26 protein-coding genes are annotated in these 26,196 nt (G+C 66.4%); 10 read left to right on the forward strand and 16 right to left on the reverse strand.

From position 1 onward, the window contains the following. Positions 1-11: 11 nt before the first annotated feature. Both ACYAF3_RS01880 and dinG read right to left on the reverse strand, forming a co-directional pair. Complete coding sequence (locus ACYAF3_RS01880) at positions 12-2,285, reverse strand: beta-agarase (RefSeq protein WP_003120626.1); 2,274 nt, start codon at positions 2,283-2,285, stop codon at positions 12-14. A 78-nt stretch (positions 2,286-2,363) separates the two neighbouring features. Beyond that, positions 2,364-4,508 carry an ATP-dependent DNA helicase DinG gene (dinG, locus tag ACYAF3_RS01885; protein ID WP_017002298.1) on the reverse strand — a complete coding sequence of 715 codons (2,145 nt, stop codon included), beginning with the start codon at positions 4,506-4,508 and terminating at the stop codon, positions 2,364-2,366. 129 nt (positions 4,509-4,637) lie between these two features. Here dinG and ACYAF3_RS01890 point away from each other — a divergent pair, with 129 nt between their 5' ends. Continuing rightward, complete coding sequence (locus ACYAF3_RS01890) at positions 4,638-5,102, forward strand: CopD family protein (protein ID WP_017002297.1); 465 nt, start codon at positions 4,638-4,640, stop codon at positions 5,100-5,102. 38 nt (positions 5,103-5,140) lie between these two features. Here the strand turns inward: ACYAF3_RS01890 and ACYAF3_RS01895 are convergent, their stop codons facing one another. From ACYAF3_RS01895 to ACYAF3_RS01905, 3 genes are all read right to left on the reverse strand, one after another. Beyond that, complete coding sequence (locus ACYAF3_RS01895; RefSeq protein WP_003112523.1) at positions 5,141-5,950, reverse strand: hypothetical protein; 810 nt, start codon at positions 5,948-5,950, stop codon at positions 5,141-5,143. Then, entirely contained in the window at positions 5,943-6,242 is a 300-nt protein-coding gene (locus ACYAF3_RS01900; protein ID WP_003082018.1) for a DUF1145 domain-containing protein, read from the reverse strand. Before ACYAF3_RS01900 ends, ACYAF3_RS01895 begins: the two co-directional genes overlap by 8 nt. 115 nt (positions 6,243-6,357) lie before the next feature. Next, positions 6,358-6,990: an OmpA family protein gene (locus ACYAF3_RS01905; protein WP_003082015.1), complete on the reverse strand. Its 633-nt coding sequence runs from the start codon at positions 6,988-6,990 to the stop codon at positions 6,358-6,360. Positions 6,991-7,120: 130 nt separating this feature from the next. On the opposite strand from ACYAF3_RS01905, the gene ACYAF3_RS01910 reads away from it, so the two are divergent. From ACYAF3_RS01910 to ACYAF3_RS01925, 4 genes are all read left to right on the forward strand, one after another. Continuing rightward, entirely contained in the window at positions 7,121-7,618 is a 498-nt protein-coding gene (locus ACYAF3_RS01910; protein WP_003086343.1) for a DUF6231 family protein, read from the forward strand. A gap of 2 nt (positions 7,619-7,620) precedes the next feature. Then, positions 7,621-8,094 (forward strand): YchJ family protein, encoded by a 474-nt coding sequence (locus ACYAF3_RS01915; RefSeq protein WP_003082003.1) that lies wholly within the window; start codon positions 7,621-7,623, stop codon positions 8,092-8,094. After that, the gene (locus ACYAF3_RS01920) at positions 8,094-8,411 is read left to right on the forward strand and encodes a hypothetical protein (RefSeq protein WP_009315410.1); all 318 of its coding nucleotides are present in this window, start codon (positions 8,094-8,096) and stop codon (positions 8,409-8,411) included. Before ACYAF3_RS01915 ends, ACYAF3_RS01920 begins: the two co-directional genes overlap by 1 nt. 82 nt (positions 8,412-8,493) lie before the next feature. Further along, positions 8,494-9,114 (forward strand): trimeric intracellular cation channel family protein, encoded by a 621-nt coding sequence (locus ACYAF3_RS01925; protein ID WP_003081997.1) that lies wholly within the window; start codon positions 8,494-8,496, stop codon positions 9,112-9,114. A 116-nt stretch (positions 9,115-9,230) separates the two neighbouring features. Here ACYAF3_RS01925 and ACYAF3_RS01930 read toward each other — a convergent pair whose 3' ends face one another. Continuing rightward, entirely contained in the window at positions 9,231-9,791 is a 561-nt protein-coding gene (locus ACYAF3_RS01930; protein WP_003123185.1) for a hypothetical protein, read from the reverse strand. A gap of 314 nt (positions 9,792-10,105) precedes the next feature. On the opposite strand from ACYAF3_RS01930, the gene ACYAF3_RS01935 reads away from it, so the two are divergent. From ACYAF3_RS01935 to quiP, 4 genes are all read left to right on the forward strand, one after another. Then, complete coding sequence (locus tag ACYAF3_RS01935; protein ID WP_003123186.1) at positions 10,106-10,600, forward strand: LEA/WHy family protein; 495 nt, start codon at positions 10,106-10,108, stop codon at positions 10,598-10,600. Positions 10,601-10,607: 7 nt separating this feature from the next. Next, on the forward strand, positions 10,608-10,808 hold the full coding sequence (locus ACYAF3_RS01940; protein ID WP_003081984.1) for an SEC-C metal-binding domain-containing protein: 201 nt from the start codon (positions 10,608-10,610) through the stop codon (positions 10,806-10,808). Positions 10,809-10,974: 166 nt separating this feature from the next. Next, positions 10,975-11,616, forward strand: a complete 642-nt coding sequence (locus tag ACYAF3_RS01945; RefSeq protein WP_003112525.1) for a glutathione binding-like protein — start codon at positions 10,975-10,977, stop codon at positions 11,614-11,616. Between the two features lie 122 nt (positions 11,617-11,738). Continuing rightward, positions 11,739-14,282, forward strand: coding sequence for an acyl-homoserine-lactone acylase QuiP (gene quiP / locus ACYAF3_RS01950; RefSeq protein WP_016561630.1), 2,544 nt, complete (start codon positions 11,739-11,741; stop codon positions 14,280-14,282). A gap of 154 nt (positions 14,283-14,436) precedes the next feature. On the opposite strand, the gene ACYAF3_RS01955 is transcribed toward quiP, so the two are convergent. The 5 genes from ACYAF3_RS01955 to amaB all read right to left on the reverse strand — a co-directional run bounded on the left by ACYAF3_RS01955 (position 14,437) and on the right by amaB (position 20,733). After that, entirely contained in the window at positions 14,437-15,798 is a 1,362-nt protein-coding gene (locus tag ACYAF3_RS01955) for a DNA recombination protein RmuC (protein ID WP_073658462.1), read from the reverse strand. Between the two features lie 768 nt (positions 15,799-16,566). Continuing rightward, positions 16,567-17,322, reverse strand: a complete 756-nt coding sequence (locus ACYAF3_RS01960) for an RES family NAD+ phosphorylase (protein WP_003163133.1) — start codon at positions 17,320-17,322, stop codon at positions 16,567-16,569. A gap of 134 nt (positions 17,323-17,456) precedes the next feature. Further along, entirely contained in the window at positions 17,457-17,825 is a 369-nt protein-coding gene (locus ACYAF3_RS01965; RefSeq protein ID WP_003086329.1) for an antitoxin Xre/MbcA/ParS toxin-binding domain-containing protein, read from the reverse strand. A gap of 72 nt (positions 17,826-17,897) precedes the next feature. Then, a complete protein-coding gene (gene amaA, locus ACYAF3_RS01970; protein ID WP_003163134.1) occupies positions 17,898-19,184 on the reverse strand; it encodes an L-pipecolate oxidase in 1,287 nt (428 codons plus the stop codon). 55 nt (positions 19,185-19,239) lie between these two features. After that, positions 19,240-20,733, reverse strand: coding sequence for an L-piperidine-6-carboxylate dehydrogenase (gene amaB / locus ACYAF3_RS01975; RefSeq protein WP_003086325.1), 1,494 nt, complete (start codon positions 20,731-20,733; stop codon positions 19,240-19,242). Between the two features lie 174 nt (positions 20,734-20,907). Here amaB and ACYAF3_RS01980 point away from each other — a divergent pair, with 174 nt between their 5' ends. After that, on the forward strand, positions 20,908-21,384 hold the full coding sequence (locus tag ACYAF3_RS01980; RefSeq protein ID WP_003112531.1) for a GreA/GreB family elongation factor: 477 nt from the start codon (positions 20,908-20,910) through the stop codon (positions 21,382-21,384). Positions 21,385-21,386: 2 nt separating this feature from the next. On the opposite strand, the gene ACYAF3_RS01985 is transcribed toward ACYAF3_RS01980, so the two are convergent. The 5 genes from ACYAF3_RS01985 to ACYAF3_RS02005 form a co-directional block, all read right to left on the reverse strand. Further along, complete coding sequence (locus ACYAF3_RS01985; protein ID WP_010792073.1) at positions 21,387-21,662, reverse strand: zinc ribbon domain-containing protein; 276 nt, start codon at positions 21,660-21,662, stop codon at positions 21,387-21,389. Between the two features lie 98 nt (positions 21,663-21,760). Next, positions 21,761-23,011 carry an OprD family porin gene (locus tag ACYAF3_RS01990; protein ID WP_003120635.1) on the reverse strand — a complete coding sequence of 417 codons (1,251 nt, stop codon included), beginning with the start codon at positions 23,009-23,011 and terminating at the stop codon, positions 21,761-21,763. A 78-nt stretch (positions 23,012-23,089) separates the two neighbouring features. After that, the gene (locus tag ACYAF3_RS01995; protein WP_025270909.1) at positions 23,090-24,076 is read right to left on the reverse strand and encodes an NADH:ubiquinone reductase; all 987 of its coding nucleotides are present in this window, start codon (positions 24,074-24,076) and stop codon (positions 23,090-23,092) included. Between the two features lie 15 nt (positions 24,077-24,091). Next, positions 24,092-25,009 (reverse strand): SDR family NAD(P)-dependent oxidoreductase, encoded by a 918-nt coding sequence (locus tag ACYAF3_RS02000; protein ID WP_003120637.1) that lies wholly within the window; start codon positions 25,007-25,009, stop codon positions 24,092-24,094. 40 nt (positions 25,010-25,049) lie between these two features. Beyond that, complete coding sequence (locus tag ACYAF3_RS02005) at positions 25,050-26,195, reverse strand: acyl-CoA dehydrogenase family protein (protein WP_003116999.1); 1,146 nt, start codon at positions 26,193-26,195, stop codon at positions 25,050-25,052. Position 26,196: the final 1 nt, after the last annotated feature.

Consider the following 26,196-nt stretch of genomic DNA (forward strand, 5'->3'; position numbering starts at 1 on the left):
TGAATGCGCGCTCATGAACCGGCTGAATCCTCGCGCGGCGGCAGAGGCTCGACGGCAGGCATGGACCTGGCCATCGCCGACAGTCGCGACAGGGCGGCAAGGTTGCTTCGGCGCACCGTGTCGACGAAGCCGGCGAACGGCAAGCCCGTGATCCCGACCAGGCCGATATGGCCGTTCTCGCCGTCCAGCAGACGCCCGCTGGCCGGTTGGTCGAGGTACTGGAACCAGTGGGCGCCGACGATATACGGACTCTTCAGCGCCGCCTCCAGGAACGTTCGGTAGGAGTCGCCGCGCGCCCGCTCATTGGCCGCCTCGCTGACACCACCCCAGAACGGACCGCGATCCCGCGAGCCGAAGTGGAACTCGCTGATCAGCACCGGCTTGTCCAGCCGCGCCAGCAGGGAGTCGTCCAGGCCCTGCCCGGGCAACGGCGTATAGAGGTTGAAACTGAGGAGGTCGCAATACCGGGCGCAGGAGGTGATCGCCTCGGGAGTGCTGACGGCGAAGCGGCCGCCGAGCAGGAGGTGGTTCGGTGCGTGCCATTGCAGGGCGTCGCGCAGGGTCTTGAAGTAAGCGTCGGCATACAGCCGGAGGAAGGCGCTGTAGTCCTCGGCGATGGCCGGATGCCCCTCGCCCGGCAGCGGAGCCGCGTAGCCCGGCGCCTCCAGGGCCTCCCAGGCGGCCAGCTCGATGCCCCAGGCCTCGGCCAATGCCTCATGGCCCAGGTACTTGGCTTTCAATTGCTTGACGAAGGCGCGCTTCGCCGGACTGTCCATGGACAGCGTCAAGGCTCCGAAAGCGAGGCCGTAGCGCGCCAGGGCCGAGCCGTCGCGCCCGGCCCAGGCCAGTTCGTTGTCGGCGTAGTAGCCGAGCAGCCAGGGATCGTCGCGGTGGTCGCGAGCAGCGATGGCGATGACGCGCTCGGCGGCCATGGCGAAGCGCGGGTCGAAGGGATCGGGCATGGCTCCCCACCAGTCGAAACCGCTGCTGACCGTGGCGTAGTCGCCGGCGATCGACAGCGGCAGGCTGTAGGGCATCCGCGCCTGTGCGGCGAGCGCCGGATCGCTCCAGTTGCCGAGGCTGTTGAAACCCCATGCCGAGAGGCGCTCCAGGGTGCGCTGGCGCCATTCGCCGGCGAGCTGGTCGGCACTCGCCTGGGGAGCGATGCGCTGGCGATTGGCACCGAGGAAATCGAACCAGCGGCCATGCCCGAAGCGCCGCCCGGCCTGCGCGGCGACGCCGCGGCGGTCGTCGCCCTCACCGAAGAATGCGGCCAGCGGCTCACCCTCCGCCGGCAGTTCGGCGAACATCGGCTCGCGTCCTTCGACGTAGGTCCGGCTGCCGTCGGCGGTCACCGCATTAACGCCCAGCGACCAGAACGGATGTCCTTCCGGAGTAACCAGCCACCAGCGCCCGCCACGTTTTTCCGTGCGGAAGAAACCGCTGGCTTCGAACACCGGCCCACCCAGCAGGCCGCCGAAACGGTCGCGCGCCGGTGTCTGCCGTTCCCAGTCGCGGAGCTGTGCGGCCTCGGCCGCATAGGCGCTGCGCAACTGTTCGTCGGAACGAATCTTTTCCGGCCAGTCGGCGCGGCTGTACTGGCCATAGCGATCGATCAGGCCGGTCAGGATGCTCCGCTCCACCGCCCTCCCTGTGCGTATGCCGAAACGTCCGAGCAGGATGCTCTGGGGAGCTTGCGGCGAGCGCAGGGACAGGCTCAGCGCTCCGACCCTGGCGCGGTCCAGCGAGCCCTCCACGCGTGGCGCCAGCAGCACCCGCTGGCCTTCGACCATCTGTGGCATCGGCGGCCCCGCACGCATGCCCAGAGCCTCTGGCGAAACCGCCCGCAACGGCACCAGCAGGGTCTGCGGCGGGCCTGCCGGTAGCTCGATGGATGCCTGCAGCCCCGGCGCGCCCTGCTCGCCCTCGATCGCGACCTCCAGGGTCATGTCCCAGCTCATCGCGTTCTGGATGCGCAGGCTCACGTAGTCCGCTGCGGACCAGTCCCAACGGCCCAGCGCCGGACTCATGCGCAAGGTGGGCCGTTGCGCCGGGCTGAAGGTGACGCGACGGAGAATGTCGCCCTCCGGGGTGGCCTCCGCCGTCGCGCTGGGCAGGTCGGCATCCTCAAGGGTGATGCCGACCACGGCCATTGGCTTGACGAAGTTGAACAGTACCTGCTGGATGTCGCTCGCCGCCAGCGGCGTGGCCACCGCGAGCAGGCCGAGAAGCAGGGGAAGATGCCAACGCGAACGGATCATGAAGCCTGTTTTCCTTAACTCCATCCCGGCCTGGGCAAATGCCGGGAATTCCTGATGCGGCTCGGACGTGAAGGCTGGCGCCCTCCCGCGCAGGCCAGCGCGTCAGGCGATTTCCCGGCGGAACGGCGGCAATGCATTGAGGATAGCCTTGCCGTAGCGCTGGGTGACCACGCGGCGATCCAGCAGGGTGATGGTGCCGCGGTCCTGCTCGGTGCGCAGCAGCCGCCCGCAGGCCTGGACCAACCGCAGCGAGGCGTCTGGCACGGCGATCTCCATGAACGGATTGCCGCCGCGCGCCTCGATCCACTCGGCCAGCGCCGCCTCCACCGGGTCGTCGGGTACCGCGAAGGGAATCTTGGCGATCACCACGTGTTCGCAATAGGCCCCCGGCAGGTCCACGCCTTCGGCGAAACTGGCGAGGCCGAAGAGCACGCTGTCCTCGCCGTCGTCGACTCGCGACTTGTGCTTGTTCAGGGTTTCCTGCTTGGACAGGTTGCCCTGGATGAACACCCGCTTGCGCCAGTCGCGGTCGAGACCGTCGAAGACTTCCTGCATCTGCTTGCGCGAGGAGAACAGCACCAGGCTGCCGCGCGCGCCCTTCACCAGTTCCGGCAGCTCGCGAATGATCGCCGCGGTGTGCTCGGCGGCGTTGCGCGGATCCGCCTTGAGGTCGGGGACCCGCAATACCCCGGCCTCGGCATGGTGGAAGGGGCTCGGCACCACCGCGGTGACCGCGTTGCGCGGCAGGCCCGCGCGCATGCGGTAGCGGTCGAAGGTGCCCAACGCGGTCAGGGTCGCCGAGGTCACCAGCACGCCATAGGCGACGTTCCACAGGTTGCGGCGCAGGGTCTCGGCGGCGAGGATCGGGCTGGCGTTGGCTTCGATGTCGTAGAAGCTGCCGCTCTCGGCGAGGGTCAGCCAGCGCGCCATCGGCGGGCTGTCCTGCGGGTCCTCGCAGGTGAAGGCGGTCCACAGTTCCCAGTTGCCCTGGGCGCGCGCCAAAAGACTACCGAACAGCGGGTACCACTCCTCCGCCTGGTGGCTGGCGATGCCGCCGGCGCCTTCGCCGTCCATCGCCTCCTTGAGGATATCGGTGAGGCGGGTGAACAGGTCGGTCAGCTTGGAGAAGCCTTTCTTCAGCTCGATGCCCATCTCGCGGATATGCTCGGGGACCACCCCGCCGACGAAACGGTGACGCGGCCGCTCGCGACCTTCCATGTCCTCGCCGGCGCGGAAATCGCCGATCTCTTCGCAGGCGGTGAACATGAACTGCTGCTGGGTCTTGATCTCCCGGGCCAGCTCCGGCACCTGTTCGATCAGGCGGCCGAGGTCGCCCGGCAGCGGGTGCTGGGCGAGCAGCTTGGTGAGGTTCTTGGCGATCTGCTCCAGCCAGTCGGCGGTAGCGCGCAGGCGGGTGAAATGGGCGAAATGGCCAATCGCCTTGTCCGGCAGGTGATGGCCCTCGTCGAACACGTAGAGGGTCTCGCGCGGATCGGGCAGGATGGCGCCGCCGCCCAGGGCCAGGTCAGCCAGGACCAGGTCGTGGTTGGTGACGATCACGTCGACCTTGGTCATCCCTTCGCGCGCCTTGTAGAAGGCGCACTGCTGGAAGTTCGGGCAATGTCGGTTGGTGCACTGGCTGTGATCGGTGGTGAGCTGCGCCCAATGCGCGTCGTCGATCGCCTCCGGCCAGCTGTCGCGGTCGCCGTCCCAGCGGTTGCCGGCCAGGCGTTCGATCATCTGGTTGAACAGCTTGCTGCTGGTCTCGTCGACATCGATGTAGAAACCGTCGTCGGCGAACAGTTGCGCCGTCGCGCTCTGCGCCTGGCCTTCCTGCAGCAGCACGTCGAGCTTGGACAGGCACAGGTAGCGCCCGCGGCCCTTGGCCAGGGCGAAGCTGAAGGCCAGCCCGCTGTTGCGCAGCAGGTCGGGAAGATCCTTGTGGACGATCTGCTCCTGCAGGGCGACGGTCGCGGTGGCTATCACCAGGCGCTTGCCACTGGCCTTGGCGCAGGCGATCGCCGCCAGGCTGTAGGCCACGGTCTTGCCGGTACCGGTTCCGGCCTCCACCGCGACCACCGCCGGCTCGCCCTCGCGGTGCCCCTCCTCGTCCTCCTTGATCGCGCCGAGGGCCTTGGCCACTTCGGCGATCATCAGGCGCTGGCCATAGCGAGGCTTCAGCTCCTTGGCTTCGAGAAAGCGGGTGTAGGCACCCTGGATCTGGGACTTGAGTTCGGCGCTGAGCATGGAATTCCTGGGCCCGGCGCGCAGCGGAAGACGAATCCGCCGGCGCGCCATAGCTGGATAAATTTTCAGTGGTTCGACAGGGCGGCTATGATAACGCGCTTCGTCACAACCGCCAGCGGAGATCGCCGAATGACCCCCTACGCCCTCGTCTACGCCCTGCATGTCCTGGCCGCCCTGGTCTGGGTCGGAGGCATGTTCTTCGCCTGGACGATTCTTCGTCCGGCGGCCGTCGCCGCGCTGGAGGCCCCAGCCCGCCTGGGCCTGTGGCTGGAGGTGTTCCGCCGTTTCTTCCATTGGGTCTGGGCTGCGGTGATCCTGCTGCCGATCAGCGGCGTCGGCATGCTGCACCTGAGCTTCAACGGTTTCGCCGGCGCGCCGCGCTACGTACAGGTAATGATGGGGCTCTACGTCGCCATGCTGGCACTGTTCCTGCGGGTGCAGGCGCTGCAAGTGCCGGAACTGCGCCGCGCGGTGCAGGCCCAGGACTGGCCGGCAGGCGGGCAGGCGCTGGGGAAGATCCGCCGCACCGTCGGCTTCAACCTGCTCCTCGGCCTGTTGCTGACAGCCCTGGTAGCGGCACGCCCGAGCCTCTGAACCGGCGATGCGCCGGAAGCCGTGCTGCCGGCCTCTCCTCAGAAGCGCACGACGTCCAGGCTGCCGTCGCTGCCGTTGGTGCCGTTCGCGCCGTCCTCTCCGCTGCGCCCCGCACGACCGGCATCCACCGAGTAGATCCAGCAACCGGTGGCGTTATCCGCCGCACCCGGTTTGCCGGCCTTGCCTCCAGCGCCGCCGACGCCGCCTTGCAGACGGGTTTGCAAGCGCTCCAGAGGAAAATCGCCCGGCACTTCCAGACGAATCCGACCGCCCGCCCCGCCCGGACCGCCGTCGCTTCCGGATTGGCCGTCGCCACCTTTCAGCGCGCTGCCCCAGAGGCAGCCGGAGGCCTTGCCGGAAGCCCCGTCCAGGCCATCGTAGCCTGGAGCGCCGACGCCACCGCGGGCGTCCAGCAGCAGGCTTTCCACCTCCACCGCCTGCAGGCGCAAGGTCAGGTCGCGGCCGTTACCGGCGCTTTGCCGGAAGGTGCCGGTCGCGCCGGGCGCGGAAATGATGCTGCCATCGGCCAGGCGGCCGCTGACGACTTCGATGCTGATTCGCTCCTCGCCTGGCGCCACGCCGATCCGGGCGTTCTTCGCCATGTGCAGTTCCTCGATGCGCAGGACGCTGACCTCCAGCGGAATCAGCAGGGCGGCATCCTCGCCGATCTCCACTCTGCGCAGGCGCAGCTCCTGGGCCCGCTTGGGCAGGCGCATCACCGAGTTCGCCTGCACCTTCACGGTTCCGCCGATACCCTGCTGGCGTGCCGGCGGCGCCTCGGCCGAAAACACGGCGCCAGCCCAGGCCAGGGGAACGACCAGGAACAATCCGAGCATGGCCTTACGCATGATCGTCCTCCTTGTCCTGCGGTAACTCGCTGGCCGGGCTCAACGCCGGCAACGCAAGCATGTGGAAGACCCCGAACAGCAAGACCTGGAGACGATCCAGCCAGGGATGCGCGCGCGCTTTCAGGCGTCCTCCGAGGACGAGAATCTCGATCAGGTGGATCAACAGGATCAGGCCGCCGGCTATCGACAACAGCCAGTTCAGCGGATAGGCGAACGGATGCAGCAGATTGACCAGCACCGCGCCCCAGAACACCAGGGTCACGAGCTTGCCCAGCCCGAGAAACGCTTTCATGGAACTCCCCCCAAGACATCGTGTGCGGGGGAACATACTCGCCAGCCCGCCGCGGCGCCAGCCATGAACGAAAACGGGGGCTTCGACGCCCCCGTTCTGCTCCGCGCCGCCTGCGTCATTCGCGCTTGATGAGGATTTCCACCCGGCGATTCTCGGCCCGCCCTTCGCGAGTCTTGTTGTCGGCGACCGGCTGGCTTTCGCCCAATCCCTGCACGCCGACGATGATGCTCGAAGGCACCCCGGCATCAATCAGATAGTTCGCAACGGCATTCGCGCGCCGTTCCGACAGCTTCTGGTTGTAGGCATCGGAACCGACGCTGTCGGTATGCCCGGTGATACTCAAGCGCGTACTGGCCGCCTCGCCTTTCAGGCGTTCGGCGATGCCGTTGAGCTTCTCGCTGTCGGCGGCGTCCACCTTCGACGAATCGAAGGCGAAGTGCAGGTCGCGCACGACAATGGTTTCTTCCTTGACGACGGGAGGCGGCGGCGCGACTTCCTCGACCGGCTGCGGAGGCGGCGGCGCGACCTGTTCGCCGGCACCGTGCACCCAGCAATAGGCGGCACCGACGCCACCGCCGATCAGGGCGCCCCAGCCGGCCCAGCTGCTGCTTTCGATCGCGCCCAGGCCGGCGCCGGTAACACCACCGACCGCCGCACAGGTCGGCCAGTCGCTTTTCTGCAACCCTGCGCAACCGGTCAGCAAGCCGCTGACCAGAATCAGGGGTAAAGCGGTCCTCGTGATGCTCATTGGAACTCTCCTCGTGGATCGGTTGTAACCGACAAATAGGGAGTAAAGACCCCAGCCGAAAAAAGCGCCAGCACTAGGCCATGCAGGCGCTTCAGGCTAGTCTTGGCGAATCCCAGGAGAGTGTTTTCCCATGAGCGAACCGATTTCTCCCCGCACCCCGCAGCAGGCCCTGGCCGCGTTGCTCGCCCGCTACGCGCCGAAGCGCTTGCTGCTGGTCGGCGCCAGCCGGCTGCCGGCGGTGGAGGCCTTCATCCACAACCATCCCCAGTGCCAACTGGCGCACAGCCCGGCGGCGGCATTGCCCGCCGAACTGGCCGGCCAGCGCTTCGACCTGGCGCTGTTCGTCGATTGCCTGGAACACCTGCCGCAGCGCACCGGTCTGCAGTTGCTCGCGGGCGTGCGCAACCTGAACGCCAGCCGGGTCGCCGTACTGGTCGACCTCGAGGCCAGCGACTGGCAGGAAACCGACTTCTTCGCCCTCGCCATGCAGAACAGCGAACGCTTCCAGCGCGAAGGCCAGACGCTGACCCTGTACACCTACGACCTGTACGAATACAAGCAGGTCCCCGATTGGCTGAACGCCAAGTTCTGGGCCAACCCGGAAAACTTCGGCAAGTACTGGTGGTAACCATGACCCAACCCTCTTGCCCCTGCGGCAGCGGCGACCCGCTCGACGATTGCTGCGGCCGCTATCACCAGGGACATCCCGCGCCTACCGCGGAAGCCCTGATGCGCTCGCGCTACAGCGCCTACGCCCTCGGACTGGTGGACTACCTGCGCGACACCACGCTGCCGGCGCAACAGGCCGGCCTCGATCTCGACGGCATCCGCGCCTGGAGCCACGGCAGCACCTGGCTCGGTCTGGAGGTGGAAAACCACGAGGTGCTCGGCGGCCAGCCGGAGCATGCGCGAGTCACCTTCGTCGCGCGCTGGCACGACGCCGACGGGGAACATGCCCATCGCGAATGTTCCGGCTTCGTCCAGCGCAACGGTCGCTGGTACTTCCTCGATCCGACCGTGGCCCTGAAACTCGGCCGCAACGATCCCTGCCCCTGCGGCGCCGGCGGCAAGCTGAAGAAATGCTGCGGTCCGTGGATCACCTGATGCATTCGCTCGCCAGCTATATCCGCGCCATCCATGCCCTGCCCTCGCCAGTCTCGATAAGCGATGCACAGGTCGAAGAGCAACAGCGCTGCGAGGACGGCGTCGAGATCCACAGCTGCGAAGCGCTCTACCGTTTCGACAACGGCGTGCGCCTGCGCCAGCACTGCGAGCGCGACCTCCTGCCGAGCAGCGGGGCCTGCGAGGAATGCTGGATCGGCTACGAAGTGCTGGATTCCGCCGGGCAGGAAATCAGCCCACGCCACAAGCACTTCGTCAACGCCTGCCAGGAACGCTTCTGGTTGCGCATGCACGCCTGAGATGCAGCGCCAGGCGGCGCGGTTTGGGCGTTGACGAGCGCTCGGGTAGAATGCGCAGCCTTTTCATCCGGGCCCCATCCCCATGCTGCTGACCGTGCTCTACATCATCGCCATCACCGCCGAAGCCATGACCGGTGCGCTGTCGGCCGGCCGGCGCAGCATGGACCTGTTCGGCGTGGTGCTGATCGCCTGCGTCACCGCCCTGGGCGGCGGCTCGGTACGCGACATGCTGCTGGGCCATTACCCGCTGACCTGGGTCCGTCACCCGGAATACCTGGCGCTGACCGCAGTCGCCGCGCTGGTGACAGTGTTCATCGCGCCGCTGATGCGCCACCTGCGCTCGCTGTTCCTGGTACTCGACGCGGTCGGCCTGGTGGCCTTCACCCTGATCGGCTGCCAGGTCAGCCTGGAAATGGGCCACAGCCTGCTGATCGCGGCGATCAGCGGGGTGATCACCGGGGTGTTCGGCGGCATTCTCCGCGACATCCTGTGCAACGACGTACCCTTGATCTTCCGCCGCGAACTCTATGCCAGCGTGTCCTTCGCCAGCGCCTGGTGCTACCTGATCTGCGTGGAGCTGGAACTGCCCTCCGAACAGGCGATGCTGATCACCCTGTTCAGCGGCTTCCTGTTCCGCCTGCTGGCCATCCGCTTCCACTGGGAAATGCCCAAGTTCGTCTACCAGGACGATTTCGACCACTGAAGCAAGCGCCTGCCCCTGGTCGACGCGTTCCTCCAACCCCTCGCCTGCCCCGATGCCACGGCCCGCGACGCGGTTATCCGCCCCACGCCCACGCTTGTCGCAGGCCGCTGCCCGCCTCAGTCCTGCAGGCGCAGGTGGCTGGTGTCCGGAGCCGGAGCCGCTGGCTCGGGGCGTGCCTGGCCCATGTCGCTACCGACCGGGGCGACGCTGAAGCGGCTCAGGTCGAGCTTCGGCGCCTCGGCTTCGGCCTTGGCGTCCTGTAGGTCGGCGCCTACCGGAGCCAGGCCGAAATCCGGCGCATCGACCTCGGCGAACGCCGCCATGTAGCCGTCCCGCGGCGCTACCTGCAAACGTCCGGAGGGCGCGCTGTCCCGCGCAGCGACGCGGGCCTGTGGGGCTTCCACGGCGGCCTGCTGCGCAGGCGGCGGCGCCATGACCACCTCCTCGATCTCCATCTCGGCGACCACGGCGATCGCTCCCGCTCGCTCCAGCACGCTGCGGTATTTTTCCGCGGAGGCGGCATCGAGGTTGTTCTTGATCACCACCCGGCGGCCGGAGAACAGCAGTTCGATACGCTGCGCGTCGGCCTGGAACAGCTTGGCCAGGTTGGCCTTGACCACCTCGGGCCGGGCGCCGGCGACCAACTGGCCGGAAAAGGCGATTTCAAAGCGGCTCATTGGCATCTCTCCGAGTGAAGGGCCGCTCGGCATGGCGGCCCTGGCGTTTCGTCGAACGATTGTACCCATCGACAGCCACGCGTGGAGTGACTGGGTCCGGCAAATTGGCCGGCGGGTCCGTTCAGGTTAGCCGAGCCGGTCACGCCAGCCGACGGGAAGACTTGCACGGGCGTACCCGCTTCTCCATGCTCCCCCGACTGCGCTACGGGAAACATATGGACACAGGCCTGTACCTGAAACATCTTTCCTCTATACAACAATAAGTTGCAGCACAATCACTGCTTGTTAAACTGGGGCGTCTCGGGGGGAATAGCATGAATTACCAGGCGCAAATGATAAGAATTATCAGCCTAATAATGGCGTGGGGAGTTCTCTCCAATCTCTCGGGCTGCAGCTGGATGACCGGCAGCTTCGAAGACCCCGACGTCAAGCTGCTGAAGGTGGAAGTGGTCAAGGCACGCTTGCTGGAACAGGAGTTCGTGATGCGCTTCCGTATCGACAACCCCAACGATTTCAGCCTGCCGGTACGCGGCCTGCAGTACGCCGTGCAACTGAACGACATCCAGCTCGCAGAAGGCGAGTCCGGGCAGTGGTTCACGGTTCCCGCCCACGGCCACGAGGTATTCGACGTGCCGGTGCGAACCAATCTCTGGCGCCACATGAAATACATCGTCAAGCTCCTCGAGCGTCCCGAGGAGCCGATCCGCTACCGCCTGCAGGGCGAAGTGAAGACCGGACTGATGTTCGGCCGCAGCGTGCACCTGAGACGAAATGGCGAGATAATTCCCGGCGATTTCATCCCAGAATAGGTCCACCATGAGTCAGGAACCCCACGTACACGGCCCGAACTGCAACCACGACCACGATCATCATCACGATCATGGCCATGGTCATGTCCATGGTCCGCACTGCAACCACAGCCACGAGCCGGTGCGCAATCCGCTCAAGGCCGTAGGCCGCAACGATCCCTGCCCCTGCGGCAGCGAGAAGAAATTCAAGAAGTGCCACGGCGCCTGACCCTTCGCACGCGCCGGCATCCGAAGGCCCGCTGAGCAGCGGGCCTTTTCGTTGGCGCGCCACCAGCCCCGCCGGGGCGTCATGCGCGACAGCGGTTTGCATCGAACCTAGGTTCCTGGCGTAGAGTCTTCCGTTCGTAGCCCATCGACGAGCCGGAGACGCACCGATGATCGACCTGTACTACTGGACCACCCCGAACGGCCACAAGATTACTCTTTTCCTGGAAGAAACCGGCCTGCCCTACGCCATCCATCCGATCAACATCAGCCAGGGCGACCAGTTCCAGGCGGATTTCCTGAAGGTGTCGCCGAACAACAAGATTCCCGCCATCGTCGATCGCCAACCGGCCGACGGCGGCGCTCCCCTGTCGCTGTTCGAGTCCGGCGCCATCCTGCTCTATCTCGCGGAAAAGACTGGACGCTTCCTCGCCAAGGACCTGCGCGCGCGCCAGGAAACCCTGCAGTGGCTGTTCTGGCAGATGGGCGGGCTGGGGCCGATGGCCGGGCAGAACCACCATTTCAACCGCTTCGCCCCGGAGAAGATTCCCTACGCCATCGACCGGTACGTCAAGGAAACCGCGCGCCTGTACGGCGTTCTCGACCAGCGCCTGGCGGACCGCGCCTTCGTCGCCGGCGACGACTACAGCATCGCCGACATGGCCATCTATCCGTGGATCGTCCCGCACCAGTGGCAGGAGCAGGATCTCGCCGACTTCCCGCACCTGCAGCGCTGGTTCGAGAGCATTCGCCAGCGTCCGGCGACGCAACGCGCCTATGCTTTGGTGGAGCGCATCAATCCGCCGAAGTAGCGAGTCCCGAGCCGGCCTGCGGACGTCCTCGCGGACGACCGCAGGCGGAGCTTGCGCAGCCCTGCGCTCCTCACTAACGTAGCGCCTCTCGACGCGACCACTCCCGCAGGAGCCCCCACCCCATGGCCTCGCCAGCCTTCATGCGTTTTCTTCCCCGTTGCGGCGCCGCCGCGGCCTTCGGCACCCTCCTGGGCCTGGCCGGTTGCCAGTCCTGGCTCGACGATCGCTACGCCGACAGCCTGCCGCCGACCTCCGGCGTACAACCGATCAAGGGCCTGGCGCAAAACGTATCGATCCGGCGCAACGCGCTGGGCATGCCACTGATCGAAACCGGCACCTTCCATGACGCGCTGTTCGCCCTGGGCTACGTACACGCCTCCGACCGCCTGAGCCAGATGGTCAGCCTGCGCCTGCTGGCCCAGGGACGGCTGGCCGAGATGGTCGGCCCCGGCGCGCTGGAGATCGACCGTTTCATGCGTACCGTGAACCTGCGCCAGGCCGCGGAGATCCAGTACAGGAACGCCTCGCCGCGCCTGCAACGCTTCTTCGAGGTCTACGCGCGCGGGGTCAACGCCTACCTGTATCGCTATCGCGACAAGCTGCCGATGGACCTGGCCCAGTCCGGCTACCGTCCGGAATACTGGAAGCCCGAGGACTCGGCGCTGGTCTTCGCCCTGCTCAACTTCGGCCTGGCGGTGAACCTGCAGGAAGAAATCGCCTCGCTGACGCTCGCGCAGAAGGTCGGCAGCGACAAGCTGGCCTGGCTGACGCCGACCTATCCCGACGAAAACCTGCCGTTCGACGAGGCGGAAAAGCTCAAGGGCCTGCGCCTGGACGGGCAGGTTCCCGGCCTCGCGGGCGTCGAGGGCGCGGCGCGGCAGGTCGCAGCGCTGAGCATGCTCGGGGTCGCCGCCTCGAACAACTGGGCTATCGCGCCGCAACGCAGCCGCAGCGGCAAGAGCCTGATGGCCAACGACACCCACCTGCCGCTGAGCATGCCGTCGGTGTGGAACTACGTGCAGATCCGCTCGCCCAAGTACCAGGCCGCGGGCGTTTCCATCGCCGGTCTGCCGGGCGTGGTGGCGGGCTTCAACGGCAAGCTGGCCTGGGGCATGACCATGGTCCTGGGCGACAACCAGGATCTCTACCTGGAACAGTTGCGACGCCAGGGCAACCGGCTCTATTACCTGGCCGACGGCAAGTGGCAGCCAACCCGCGAACGCCAGGAAACCTTCTTCATCAAGGGCCAGCGGCCGATCCGCGAGGTCATCCACGAAACCCGCCATGGCCCGCTGCTCAACAGCGCCCTGGGCGAGCGCAAGAACATCCTCCAGCCGCTGCCGCTGAAGAGCGGCTACGGACTGGCCTACCGGAGCATCCAGCAGGAAGCCGACAAGACCCTGGACGGCTTCTTCGACCTGTCGCGGGCCAAGACCATCGAGCAGGCCTTCGACGCCACCCGCGAGATTCGCGCGATGCCGCTGAACATCGTGTTCGCCGACGAAAAGCACATCGGCTGGCAGGTCACCGGACGCTATCCGAACCGCAAGGAAGGTCGTGGCCTGCTGCCCTCCCCTGGCTGGGACGGCCGCTACGACTGGGATGGCTATGCCGACCCGATCCTCCACCCGTCCGACCAGGACCCGCAGCAGGGCTGGCTGGGTACCGCCAACCACCGCACCGTGCAGCCCGGCTACGGCGCCCAGTTGTCCAACTCCTGGTACTACCCGGAGCGCGCCGAGCGCATCGCCCAGCTCGCCGGTGCCAGCAAGAGCCACGACACCCAGAGCATGATCCGCATGCAGTACGACCAGACCTCGCTGTTCGTCGCCAAGTTGCAAGCCATGCTCGACAATCCCGGCATGGCGCTGCCGCTGCGCCAGGCCATCGACGCCTTGCCGGAGGCGCAACGCAGCCGGGCGCGGGAGGCCTACGACCGGCTGATGGCGTTCGACGGCAAGCTGACAGCCAGCTCCAGCGACGCCGCGCTGTACGGCGCCTTCCTCCACGAGAGCGCCAGGCAGATATTCCTCGACGAGCTAGGACCGGAGGACGGCCCTGCCTGGAAAGCCTTCGTCGAGACCGCCAACCTCTCCTACTCGGCGCAAGCCGACCACCTGCTCGGGCGCGACGACAGTCCGTTCTGGGACGATACCCGCACTCCGCAGAAGGAGGACAAGCCGGCAATCCTCGCGCGCAGCCTCGCCGCCGCCGTGGAGTTCTGCGAACAGCGACTGGGGAGCGAGCGCAAGGCCTGGCAATGGGGCAAGCTGCACACCTACGAATGGCAGAGCGACAGCTCGAAAATGGCCCCCTACCTGGGCGCCGGCGAGCGCGCCGGACTCGGCGCGATCAAGGGCTATCTCGATCGCGGACCCTATCCGGCCGGCGGCGACCACACCACGCTGGACGTATCGGCCTACGGCTGGGGCCAGGACTTCGACACTTGGCTGATCCCGGCGATGCGGCTGATCGTCGACTTCGGCCAGAGCGAACCGATGATCGGCGTGAACAGCAGCGGCCAATCCGGCAATCCGGCCAGCCCGCACTATGCCGACGGTATCGACGCCTGGCTCAAGGGGCGCTACGTCAGCTTCCCGTTCCAGCCACAGAACCTCGATCGCGTTTACGGCAACAAGCGGCTGACGCTCACTCCCGCTCGCTGAACGGACGGCGCGGAACTTTCCTCCGCGCCGTGGCTCTGAACAGCCGACTTACTCCATGATCATCTTCAGGGCGTCCTTCCGGACGCCCTTCTTTTATCCCCCTCCCGGAAAGCCTCCGTTTTCTCGAAAGCCCGGGCACGGGATCGAACCGATCTCACTCCTCTCCGGCCTCTTCCACGGGCGCCACCAGCGCCCGGTCCAGCCAGTCCGTCGGCAGGCTCTTGCTGGCGCGGGCACCGAGCAGCTTGAGTTGCTCGCTGCGACTGATCAGGTTGCCACGTCCCTCGGTGAGCTTGTTGCGCGCCGCGGCATAGGCCTTGTCCAGTTGCTGCAGGCGCGAACCAACCTCATCGAGGTCCTGGACGAAGAGCACGAACTTGTCATACAGCGAACCGGCACGTTCGGCGATTTCCCGCGCATTCTGGTTCTGCCGCTCCTGGCGCCAGAGGCTGTCGATTACCCGCAGGGTGGCCAGCAGGGTGGTCGGGCTGACGATCACGATATTCTGCGCGAAGGCGTCCTGGAACAGGTTCGGCTCGGCCTGCAGGGCCGTCGAGAAAGCCGCCTCGATCGGCATGAACAGCAGGACGAAGTCGAGGCTGTGCAATCCTTCCAGGCGTCGATAGTCCTTGCCGGAGAGGCCTTTCACATGGTTGCGCAACGACGTTACGTGCTGCTTCAGCGCCTGCTGGCGCAGCAGATCGTCGTCAGCGGCGATGTACTGCTGGTAGGCCGTGAGACTGACCTTGGCATCCACCACCACCTGCTTGTCGCCGGGCAGGCGGATCAGCACGTCCGGCTGGAAGCGTTCGCCCTCGGCACCCTTCAGGCTGACCTGGGTCTCGTATTCCCGGCCTTTTTCCAGGCCTGCATGCTCGAGCACCCGCTCCAGCACCAGTTCGCCCCAGTTGCCCTGGGTCTTCTGGCCCTTGAGCGCGCGGGTCAGGTTGGTCGCTTCCTCGCCCAGGCGCAGGTTGAGCTGCTGCAGACGCTCCAGTTCCTTGCTCAGGGAGAAACGCTCGCGCGCTTCCTGCTGGTAGCTTTCCTCCACCCGCTTCTCGAACGCCTGGATGCGCTCCTTCAGTGGATCGAGCATCTGCCCCAGGCGCTGCTGGCTGGTCTCGGCGAAACGCTGTTCGCGCTCGTCGAAGATCTTTCCCGCCAGTTCGGCGAACTGTGCCCGCAACTCGTCGCGGGCCGACTGCAGGTCGGTCAGGCGCTGCTGGTGGCTTTCCTGCTGCTCGCGAAGTTCCGCAGCCAGCGCAGCCCGTTCGGAAGCCAGGCGACGCAATTCCTCTTCCCGGCCCTGGCGCTCGCTGGCCCAACGTGCCTCCGCCTGGGACGCCCGTTGCCGCTCCTCCCCCATCAACTCGGCTTCCCGACGCAGCGCGGCGACCTCGCCGGAGAGCCTGGCATGGCGCTCGCCGAGTTGCTGGTAAGCCTCCCTACTGGTCTCCAACTGCGCATTCAGCCCGTCCTGGGCCAGTTGCGCGGTCGCCAGTCGCTCGCCGAGCAACGCCATCTCGCGCTCCGCCAGGCTGGCCCTTCTCTGTAGCTGCCATGCCAGGCCGGCCAGGGGAATCGCGGCAGCCAGCAGGCCAAGCAACAGGTTCGGTAGATCGACGGGCATGGGGCACTCCAGCGGAAAACGACGCAACACCCGCCTGGCAGGCGCGCGTGCAGCGGATTCTAGGTTCTTGGGAAAAGACCGTCGAGCGAATAGCGCCGCGCCGAACGAGCACTCCGCTTCCGAGCTGTGCGTACCCCATGCGCAGGACATTTCAGATACTTCCATAACGGAAGCCATCGCCCTGCGCCCTTCGCCGCCAGGACATTTCTGCCTCCACGGCATTTTTGTCGCGGCTACAGGGCTTGCCTTGGAGCGTGCGATGTGCTGTCGAGCAAGCGCTTGGGAAATCCACAGATCCTGTGGATAACCCAGTGGAAAAGCCCCTAAAAAACTGCCGAACCCCCGATGGAGTGGGGCTATGGGACAGATTGACGATTTTTTCACCAACTATTTTTATCGTTATTTTTCAATAAGTTACGTTTCAAACATGAAAAATCAAGCGTTTAGAGCCTAACGCTCTCAACCCTTGACAAGCTGCTTTCCATTTGTGCACAAATTTTCGCCGAAGCCTCTTGCCGCCCCATTGCAGGGCAATGCCGTTCGAAATCCTCAGCCACTCTTTCCCTCGGCGCATGCAGGCCAGCCCTGCCCAACCGGCAGGTGGCGGCCTTCAGACGGCGCCCCCGGATCGCTGGCAACCGTGCCCCCCTCCACTCACGCCGGATGCGGCAACTTTCCGTCCACCAGGAACAGCTCCCAGGAGAAGATTTTCGGCGACCCCGGCACATGCGCCGGCTTGAAGGCCACGTAACCGGCCGTGGTTTCGCACAGCCAGGGCGTCAGGTTGCGAGGACGCTTTTCGGTGAAGGCCGCGGGCGTGAACAGGGCGACATTGCAGCCGCGCTCCGGGCAACGCGCCGAACGGTATTCGAATGCCTGCACCCCGGCGCTGCGCATGGCACTTCCCAGTTCCTGGGGAGCGCGGTAGTCGGCGATGTCGGTCAGCGCAGCCTCGTGATCGGAGAAAGGCGGCGCCTGCAGACGGATTCCCCGCTCCACCTTCCAGCCCGCCTCGAACGAAGCGTGCTCGGACAGAATCCTCCCGCTCGGTGGCGGCACCGCCATGCCACTCCACAGGACGCAACGGTAATACGCGCTTTCGGCCATGGCCGTTTCCAGCTTCAACGCGGCGTAGAACAGGCTTGGCTCGTGGCGACGGCCAAACCGCGACCCCCAGCGCAAGGGCGGATAACGGAACGGGGTCTTCAACAGGTAATGCAATGGCTCGGCATCCGCCGGCACCGGCGGCTTGCTCGACTCGAGCAGTTCCTCGAGCAACGCCTGTTCTTCCAGGGTGTCGACCAATTGCAGGGTCGCCACCTGCTCCTGGCTCTCCACCAACCGCACCAGGCGCCCCTGGAGCGGTCGGATATGCCGCTCACCCTTGCACTGTCGCCAGATCTCGCTCACCTTCCGCCCCTCGCTTCCTGTGGTGTCGGATGCCAGCGTAGCGGCACCGCAGTCTCCATTCAGCCAGGCTTGTCGCCTCTGGCTGCCAGCCTTTTCCGTGACAGGCGTAGGCCCCCGTACAGGCGCGCCGGGTATCAGACCTTGCCGCGGATCGCATCGAGGTATTCCAGCACATGAACCAGGCCCTGCACCTGTCCCATCAGTGCCAGCGGCTCGCCCGCCAGGTGATGGTTGGGAGTGCGCAGGAAGTGGCGCATGTCCTCCTGCTGCCCGCCGAACAGGGCATACAGTGCGCGATAGACTCGCACCAGCAGCAGAGCCAGCTCGCCGGTCTTGCTGTCCACCCGCAGGCCCTGGGTCTTCCAGCGGCTGATGGCGCTGCGATCGACGCCGACGATGCCGGCCAGTTCGAGCTGCGTCAGCCCCAATTGCTCGCGCGCGGCCAGGACGGCCTTGGCCAGGACGGCATCGGCGCTGGGACGTTCCTTGATGAGAGCGCTCATGACGACCTCCTCATGTGTGTTTACAACAAACTATCATTATTTTGCTGAAAACACACCTTGATTCGGTCGAGCCTAGAGAACCACGCGCAAGCATTGACCGGCGTGATAGAGAGAAAAACCCATCTCGTAGGCGCAACTGCGCAGCCTGGCCGCGGGGACGGGCTTCATGTCACTGAACGGCAACGGCAATGTCGCTCGCTCGCCGCTCAGCAAGTAGTCGGCGAACGCCTTGCCCACTACCGTACCGGTGGTCACGCCGCGTCCGTTGTAGCCGGTCACCGCCAGCAAGCCTTCCGCAGGCTCGAACAGGCGCATCAGATGATCGGGGGTGAAGGCGATGCAACCCGTCCAGCTGTACTCCCAGTTGACCTGGCCCAGGTCGGGAAAGTAATGGCTCTGGATTCGATCGGCCCATTGCCGCAGGAACCAGGCGGGCTTGTTCGCGCCATTGCCGAGGCTTCCCAGCAACAGGCGACCCTGGGCATCGCGACGAATGCTGCTGAGCACCGTCCTGGTATCCCAGGAACCCTGGCCGTGAGGCAGGATGCGCTCGGCCGCGGCGCCGTGCAGCGGCGCCGAAGCCACCTGGTAGTAGTAGCCGGGAAAGAAGTGCCGCCTCAGGTTGGTCCACTCGCCCTCGGTATAGGCGTTGGAGGCGATCACCACCTGTTCCGCCAGTACTGCCCCCGCGGCGCTGCGCACCGCCCACAGCGCGCCCTGCCGCTCCAGGGCGAGCACCGGCGAGCGCTGGTACAGTTGCCCACCCCGCTGTACGACGGCGGTAGCCAGTCCACGCGAATAGGCCATGGGATTGAGAGTGCCGGCGCGTCGGTCGAGCAACGCCGCGCTGATTCGCCGGGTGCCGCAGGCCTCGTGGCAAGCCGCGCCGGTCAGCAACTCCAGCGGAGCGCCGCGGCGCGTCCACTGCGCGTGACGGCGTTGCAGATCGGCCACGCCGCTGGCGTTGTGCGACATGTGCAGGGTGCCCTCGCGGCGCAACTGGCAATCGATGCCGAGGCGTTCGATGGTCTCCATCACCAGCGCCGGCGCCCGCCCCAGCACGGCGTTGAGCTTTTCTCCCTGCTCGGCGCCGAGGGTGGCGACCACCTCGTCCGGGGGAATCCAGGTGCCAGCGTTGATCAATCCGACATTACGTCCCGACCCGCCGTGGCCGACCTCGTACGCTTCCAGCACGCACACCGAACGGCCGGCCTCCAGCAGGTGGAGCGCCGCCGAAAGCCCGGTGAAACCGGCGCCGATCACACATACGTCGGCGCGCTGCTCGCCGTTCAGGCTCGCCGCTCCGGACAGGCGAGGCGTAACCACTTCCCACAGACACCGTTGCTGCAAACCGCCCATGCGCGACTCCGCTGCCAGCCTCATTGCCATGCGGCGGGAGCCCGCCGCGCCCCGTTCAATCGAAGGTGATGCCCTGTGCCAGCGGCAGCTCGCGGGAATAGTTGACGGTGTTGGTCTGCCGTCGCATGTAGGCCTTCCAGGCGTCCGAGCCGGACTCGCGGCCGCCGCCGGTCTCTTTCTCGCCGCCGAACGCCCCGCCGATTTCCGCCCCGCTGGTGCCGATGTTGACGTTGGCGATCCCGCAGTCACTGCCCGCCGCGCCCTGGAACAGTTCCGCCTCGCGCAGGTCGGTGGTGAAGATGCACGACGACAGTCCCTGGGGAACCTCGTTGTTCAGGCGCAGGGCCTCGTCGAAATCGCGGTAGCCGACCACGTACAGGATCGGTGCGAAGGTCTCCGTGCGCACCACTTCGGTCTGTCCCGGCATCTCGACGATGGCCGGCGACACGTAGTAGGCATCCGGATAGCGCTCCTGCAATTGCCGCTCGCCGCCGAACACCCGCCCCCCCTGCTCGCGGGCTCGCGCCAGGGCGTCCTGCATGGCCAGGTAGCTGCGTTCGTCGATCAGCGGCCCGACCAGGTTGCCCTCCAGCGGATGACCGATACGGACCCTGGAATAGGCTGCCTTGAGGCGCTCGACTATCTCGTCCTTCACCGACTCATGGGCAATCAACCGGCGCAAGGTGGTGCAGCGCTGCCCGGCGGTGCCCACCGCGCCGAACAGGATGCCGCGCACCGCCAGGTCGAGGTCGGCGCTTGGCGCCAGGATCATCGCGTTGTTGCCGCCCAGTTCGAGGATGCAGCGAGCGAAACGCGCCGCCACCCGCGGCGCCACTTCGCGCCCCATGCGAGTGCTGCCGGTGGCGCTGACCAGGGCGACGCGACGGTCGTCCACCAGCGCTTCGCCGGCCTCGCGGTCGCCGATCAGCAATTGGCTCAGGTGCGCCGGCGCATCGCCGCCGAAGGCCCGCGCGGCACGCTCGAACAGTGCCTGGCAGGCCAGTGCGGTGAGGGGGGTCTTCTCCGAAGGCTTCCAGACCACGGAATTACCGCAGACCAGCGCCAGCGCGGTATTCCACGACCACACCGCGACTGGGAAGTTGAACGCGCTGATCACGCCTACCACGCCCAGCGGGTGCCAGGTCTCGCGCATGTGGTGGCCGGGACGCTCGGATGCGATGGTAAGACCGTACAACTGGCGCGAGAGGCCCACCGCGAAGTCGCAGATATCGATCATTTCCTGGACTTCGCCGAGGCCTTCCTGGGTGATCTTGCCCGCCTCCCAGGACACCAGTTCGCCGAGTTCGGCCTTGTGCCGACGCAATTCCTCGCCGAACAGCCGCACCAGTTCACCACGGCGCGGCGCCGGCACCTGGCGCCAGGCGCGGAACGCCTGTTCGGCGCGCTCGACCTTGGCGGCAACGGCGGCGCGCCCCTCCAGTCGCACCGCAGCCAGGCGACTGCCGTCGATGGGGGTATGCACGGCAAGCTCGCCATCGCGAAAAGCATTGGGGTCGAGGCCGAGACTGCGCAGCAATCCGTCGATCATGTGAGGTTCTCCTGGCTGTTCGTTTCCGCTCGTTTTAGTCGGTTTGCCCGGTAGCGACAAACGACCTTTATTCGCCACGTCATTCCGAGTTTTCATACTGGCTCCGAGCTGTCGCGATCCGCCGTGTTTCCCGTACCATGCACGCCTTCGCCGGCCAGCCCCCGCCTACCCGACATGGACAAGAAAAAGCTGTTGCGCCTGATCACGGAAAAGCTCGCCGCGGACCTGGAAGTCGCCGTCCGCGCCGCGCAGACCGCCCATGAGACGGCAACCCACGAAGAGAACGTCGCCGAGAACAAGTACGACACCCTCGGCCTGGAAGCGGCCTACCTGGCCGCCGGGCAGTCGCGCCGGGTCGAGGAGATCCGCCAGGCGCTGGGCCTGTACCGCAACCTGGTGCTGCGCGATTTCGACGAGGAACAGGGCATCCAGCTCACCGCGCTGGTCACCCTGCTGAACGCCGACGGCAGCCGGCGAACAGTGTTCCTCGGCCCCGAGGCGGCCGGGCTGAAGATCGATTGCGAAGGTCGCGAGGTGTTGGTCATCACGCCTCGCTCGCCACTGGGCCAGAGCCTGATCGGCAGGCACCCGGGCGACGAGACCGGGGCGAAGGACTCCCCCCTTGCGGTGGAAATCCTCGCCGTCGACTGAGGCTACTGCTGCGGCGCACCGCAGGCGCCGCAGAACTTCGCGCCCGCCGCGAGATCGGCGCTGCAGGCGATACAGCGCAGCGGCGCCAGGGCGCCGCCGCAGCCCTGGCAGAATCGTGCCGTCGCCGCATTCGCGGTGCGGCAGGCGCGACAGGCCATTCCCGCCGCGACTGGCGCCGGCGGATAGCCGCCCTGACCGCGGTGATGACCGCCGCCGTGATGACCACCGCCCTGTCCATGATGACGCCCACCCATCAACAACCGTTCGAAGAACCCCATGGCACAACCCTCTCGTCTGGATCTGACGGCTTCCAGTGAAAAGGCTGTAGCCACTACAGGGTCAATGGCGCGGAAACATCGGGAAACTCAAGTCCGCTTCACCACAGCGGCAACGCGTAGCTGACGATCAGCCGGGTCTCGTCGATGTCGTTGCCGAAATCGCTGCGGAAGGTGCCGTTGCGCAACTTGATCCCCAGGTTCTTCAGCGGCCCCGATTGCACCAGGTAGGCGATATCGGTGTCCCGCTCCCATTCCTTGCCGCGCCCACCGCCGTCCAGAAGGTCGATGTGTTCGCCACGCAGGTAGCGGCTCATGAATGTCAGGCCGGGCAGGCCGATGGCGGCGAAGTCGTAGTCGTAGCGCAACTGCCAGGAGCGCTCGTCCTTGTTGGCGAAATCGCCGATCTGCACGAAGTTGACCAGATACGGATCGGTCCCGGCCAGGTAGGCGAAGCCGCTGTCGCCGGACATGCGCTGGTAGCCGAGGCCGAAGGCGTGGCCACCCAGGCGATAGGTGAACAGCGCATTCAGCGCGCGATTGTCGACGCGGCTGCCGCCCTCGTCGGTGGAACGCGCCCAGCGGATGTCGGACTTCAGCGACTGGTCATCGGTGAGCGGCAAGAGGTGCTGCACGCCGAGATAATGCTGGCGGTAGAAATCCTCCAGGTTGGCGTAGTGGTAGCTGCTGCTCAGTCGCTCGCTCCAGCGGTAGGTACCGCCGGCGAAGTCGAAGCGGTCGCTGCCGGGGTGCCGGCCCGCCAGTACGTTGCGCTTGTTGCCGCGGGTGATGCCGAGGTCTTCGGCGTTGGTCGAGTCGCGCTGCTTGACCTGGCGCAACTGGCCGAACTGCAGCGCCAGCCCGTCGATCTCGTTCACTTCCAGCAGTCCACCCTGGAAGGTTTGCGGGTGCAGGCGCGTGTCGTTGAACTGCACCACCGGCAGCCTGGGCATCAGGCTGCCGATCTTCAGCGTACTGTGCGAGACCCGTAGCTTGGCGGTCAGGCCCAGGCTGGAATAGTCGTGGGCGGCGCGCCGGTCGCTCGTCGAATACGGCAACAGACCACTACCGGATCGCTCTGGCGAGGAGTCCAGCCTGACGCCCAGCAGGCCCAGCGCATCGACGCCCAGGCCGAAGAGCCCCTCGGTGTAGCCGGACTCGTAGCGCAACAGGAAACCCTGCGCCCACTCCTCCGAATAGGACTGGCTGGCGCCGGGCTGGCGATAGTCGCGATTGAAATAGAAATTGCGCAGTTCGAGGCCGGCCTTGCCGTCGGCGAAAAACTCCGCCTGGGCGAACGACGGCAGCAACGCCAGCCCCGCGGCCAGCATCGGAACGGGAAGAATTTTCATTGTTGTTGTCTCTTCGTCGTCAGTGGATAGACACGGCGCCGCGAGCACTCCCTGCCGCGACCGCCGTGGCGGAGCGGATCAGACCCCGGCGAGCATGCCCTCCAGGCGTTGACGCACCAGTTGGCGCGCCTGCTCGACGATGTCCCTGAGCAACTCGGCGCAGGCCGGTTCGTCGTCGATCAGGCCCTGGACCATGCCGGCCGACCAGATCCCCAGGTCGGTATCGCCCTGCCGGTACACCTGGCGACCGCGCTGGCCGCTGACCAGCGCAGCGATATCGGCGTAGCCGGCGCCGCCGCGTGCCTCGATCGCCAGTACTTCCTGGCTGATCGCGTTGCGCGCCACCCGCGCGGTATTGCGCAGGGAACGCATGATCAGGTCGGTGGAACGCTCGTCGGCCGCACGGATCGCTGCCTTCACCGCAGGGTGTATCGGACATTCGCGAGTGGCCAGGAAGCGCGTGCCCATGTTGATCGCGTCGGCGCCCAGCGCCAGCGCCGCGACCAGGCCACGTCCATCGGCGAAACCGCCGGAGGCGATGATCGGCACGCGTAGCCGGTTGGCCGCGGCCGGCAGCAACACCAGGCCGGGGATGTCGTCCTCGCCCGGGTGGCCGGCACACTCGAAGCCGTCGATGGAGACGGCGTCCACGCCCAGTCGCTCGGCCTTGAGCGCATGGCGCACGGCGGTGCACTTGTGGATCACCTTGACGCCGTGTCGACGGAATTCGGCGATGTGCTCGCCGGGGTCGTTGCCGGCGGTTTCGACGACGGGGATTCCCGTCTCGATGATGGCTGCGCGATATTCGGCATAGGGCACCGGCTTCTGCGTCGGCAGCAAGGTCAGGTTGACCCCGAACGGCCGATCGGTCAGCTCGCGGCAGCGGGCAATCTCCGCAGCCAGTGCCTCCGGGCTCGGCTGGGTCAACGCCGACAGCGTCGCCAGGCCACCGGCGTTGGCCACCGCCGCAGCCATCTCGGCACGGCCGACCCACTGCATGCCGCCCTGCATGATCGGGTGTTCGATGCCGAAGGTCTCGGTGAAGCGGGTCCTGAACACGCCCATGGATTGCCTCCTCGGTCAGATCGGGTCCCAGGAGAACACGTCCGGGCTGCGCGCCAGGTCCATGAAGCTGCCGCGCAACGCCGGCATGCCGTGCTCGGCGATGCTCTCCGGGGTCCAGCCGTGCTCGCTATGCACACTGCGCAGCGGCCGGCTCTGGCTCATCAGGAAGAGTTCGTGGTGACGCGCGGCGAACACCTGGCCGGTGACCTCGCGGGCGGCGTCGGACGCCAGGTAGACGGCCAGCGGCGCGTTCTTCTCGGGGGTCATGCGCTGCAGCTTGTCGACGCGGGCCTTCTGCTCCGGGGTTGCGGCCGGGATCGAGTCGGTCATCCGGCTCCAGGCGAACGGCGCGATGCAATTCGAACGCACGTTGTAGCGCTGCATGTCGAGGGCGATGGATTTGCTCAAGGCGACGATGCCCAGCTTGGCCGCGGAATAATTGGCCTGGCCGAAGTTGCCGATCAGCCCGGAAGTGCTGGTCATGTGTACGAAGGCGCCGGCCTGCTGGGTACGGAAGCGTTCGGCGGCGGCCCGGCTGACGAAGAAGCTGCCGTTGAGATGGACATTGATCACCGACAGCCAGTCGTCGGCGCTCATCTTGTGGAAGATCGCATCGCGCAGGATGCCAGCGTTGTTCACCACGATATCCAGACGCCCGAAACCGTCCATGGCGCATTCGACGATACGCCGCGCGCTGTCCCAGTCGGCGACGCTGTCGGTGTTGATCAGACCTTCGCCGCCTCGCTGGCGGATCAGGCCAAGGGTCTCTTCGGCCGGCGAGGCCGACCCGCCCTCGCCCTGTAGCGATACGCCGATATCGTTGATCACCACCCGTGCCCCGGAATCGGCCAGGGCCAGGGCGATCTCGCGGCCGATGCCGCCGCCCGCGCCGGTAACGATCGCGACCTTGCCTTCATTGAGTCTGCTGCTCATGGGTAATCCTCTTCGTCCCGTGGATGTCGTTCGGTTGCGCTCAGCCCGGCAGGCCGAGGACGCTCTTGGCCAGGATGTTGCGCTGGATTTCGTTGCTGCCGCCGTAGATGGTGGTCGGCCGCGACTGGATGAAGATCCCCGCCGGATGCAACTCGGGGTCTTCGGCGAAGGGCTGCAGCAGGGCCGAATCCTCCCCGGCGACCTCCAGGCCCAGCTCGCTGATGCGCTGGAACAGTTCGGACTGGAAGATCTTCAGCATGGATACCTCCGGGCCGAGGCTCTCCCCACGCCGCAGGCGTTCGGCGAAACGCTCGTAGAGCGCCTTGTGGCTGTCCAGGTCCATGCTCAGCGCGGCGAAGCGGCGCGCGAACAGAGGGTCGTGCCACAGTCCCAGGTGCCGGGCCAGGCGCTCCAGGCGCTGGAGGGCGAAGGTGGACTGCTTGGGCGAACCGAGGAAGATCCGCTCGAAACCGAGCAGCGCCTTGGCCATGCTCCAACCCTGGTTGATTTCGCCGACCAGGCTGTCGTAGGGGACCCGCACGTCGTTGAAAAACACTTCGCAGAACTCGCCGTGCAGCTCCAGGTTGAGGATCGGCCGCACCTCGATGCCCGGGCTGTCCATCGGCACCAGCAGGAAGCTGATGCCGTGCTGCGCCTTGGCGCTGCGCTCGGTGCGGACCAGCAGGAAGATCCAGTTGGCCTCCGAGCCCATGGTGGTCCAGGTCTTCTGTCCGTTGATCACCCACTCGCCGTTTTCCAGGCGCGCCTCGGTGCGCAGGCTGGCCAGGTCGGAGCCGGCGTTGGGCTCGCTGTAACCCTGGCACCAGATGTCTTCGCCGCTGAGAATGCGCGGCAGGAAGCGCGCCCGTTGCGCCTCGTCGCCATAGCGGATCAACAATGGGCCGAGCATGGTCACGCCGCTGTCGGGCAGGCGCGCGCAGCCGTACTCCTCCATTTCCTCCATCATGATCAGTTGCTTGCCGGCGCTCAGCCCCATGCCGCCGTACTCCCTGGGCCAGCCGGGACACAGCCAGCCCTGGCGCGACAACAGCAGGTACCACTCGCGGGTTTCCTCGCGCCCCAGGCGACGGGGCGGATTGCGGATGCGCTGCGGATAGTTGGCGGCGATCCACTCACGGACCATCAGGCGAAAGGCGTTGTCATCAAGACTGTCGTAGTCGCTCATC

The organism is Pseudomonas sp. TZ252, assembly GCF_056110345.1.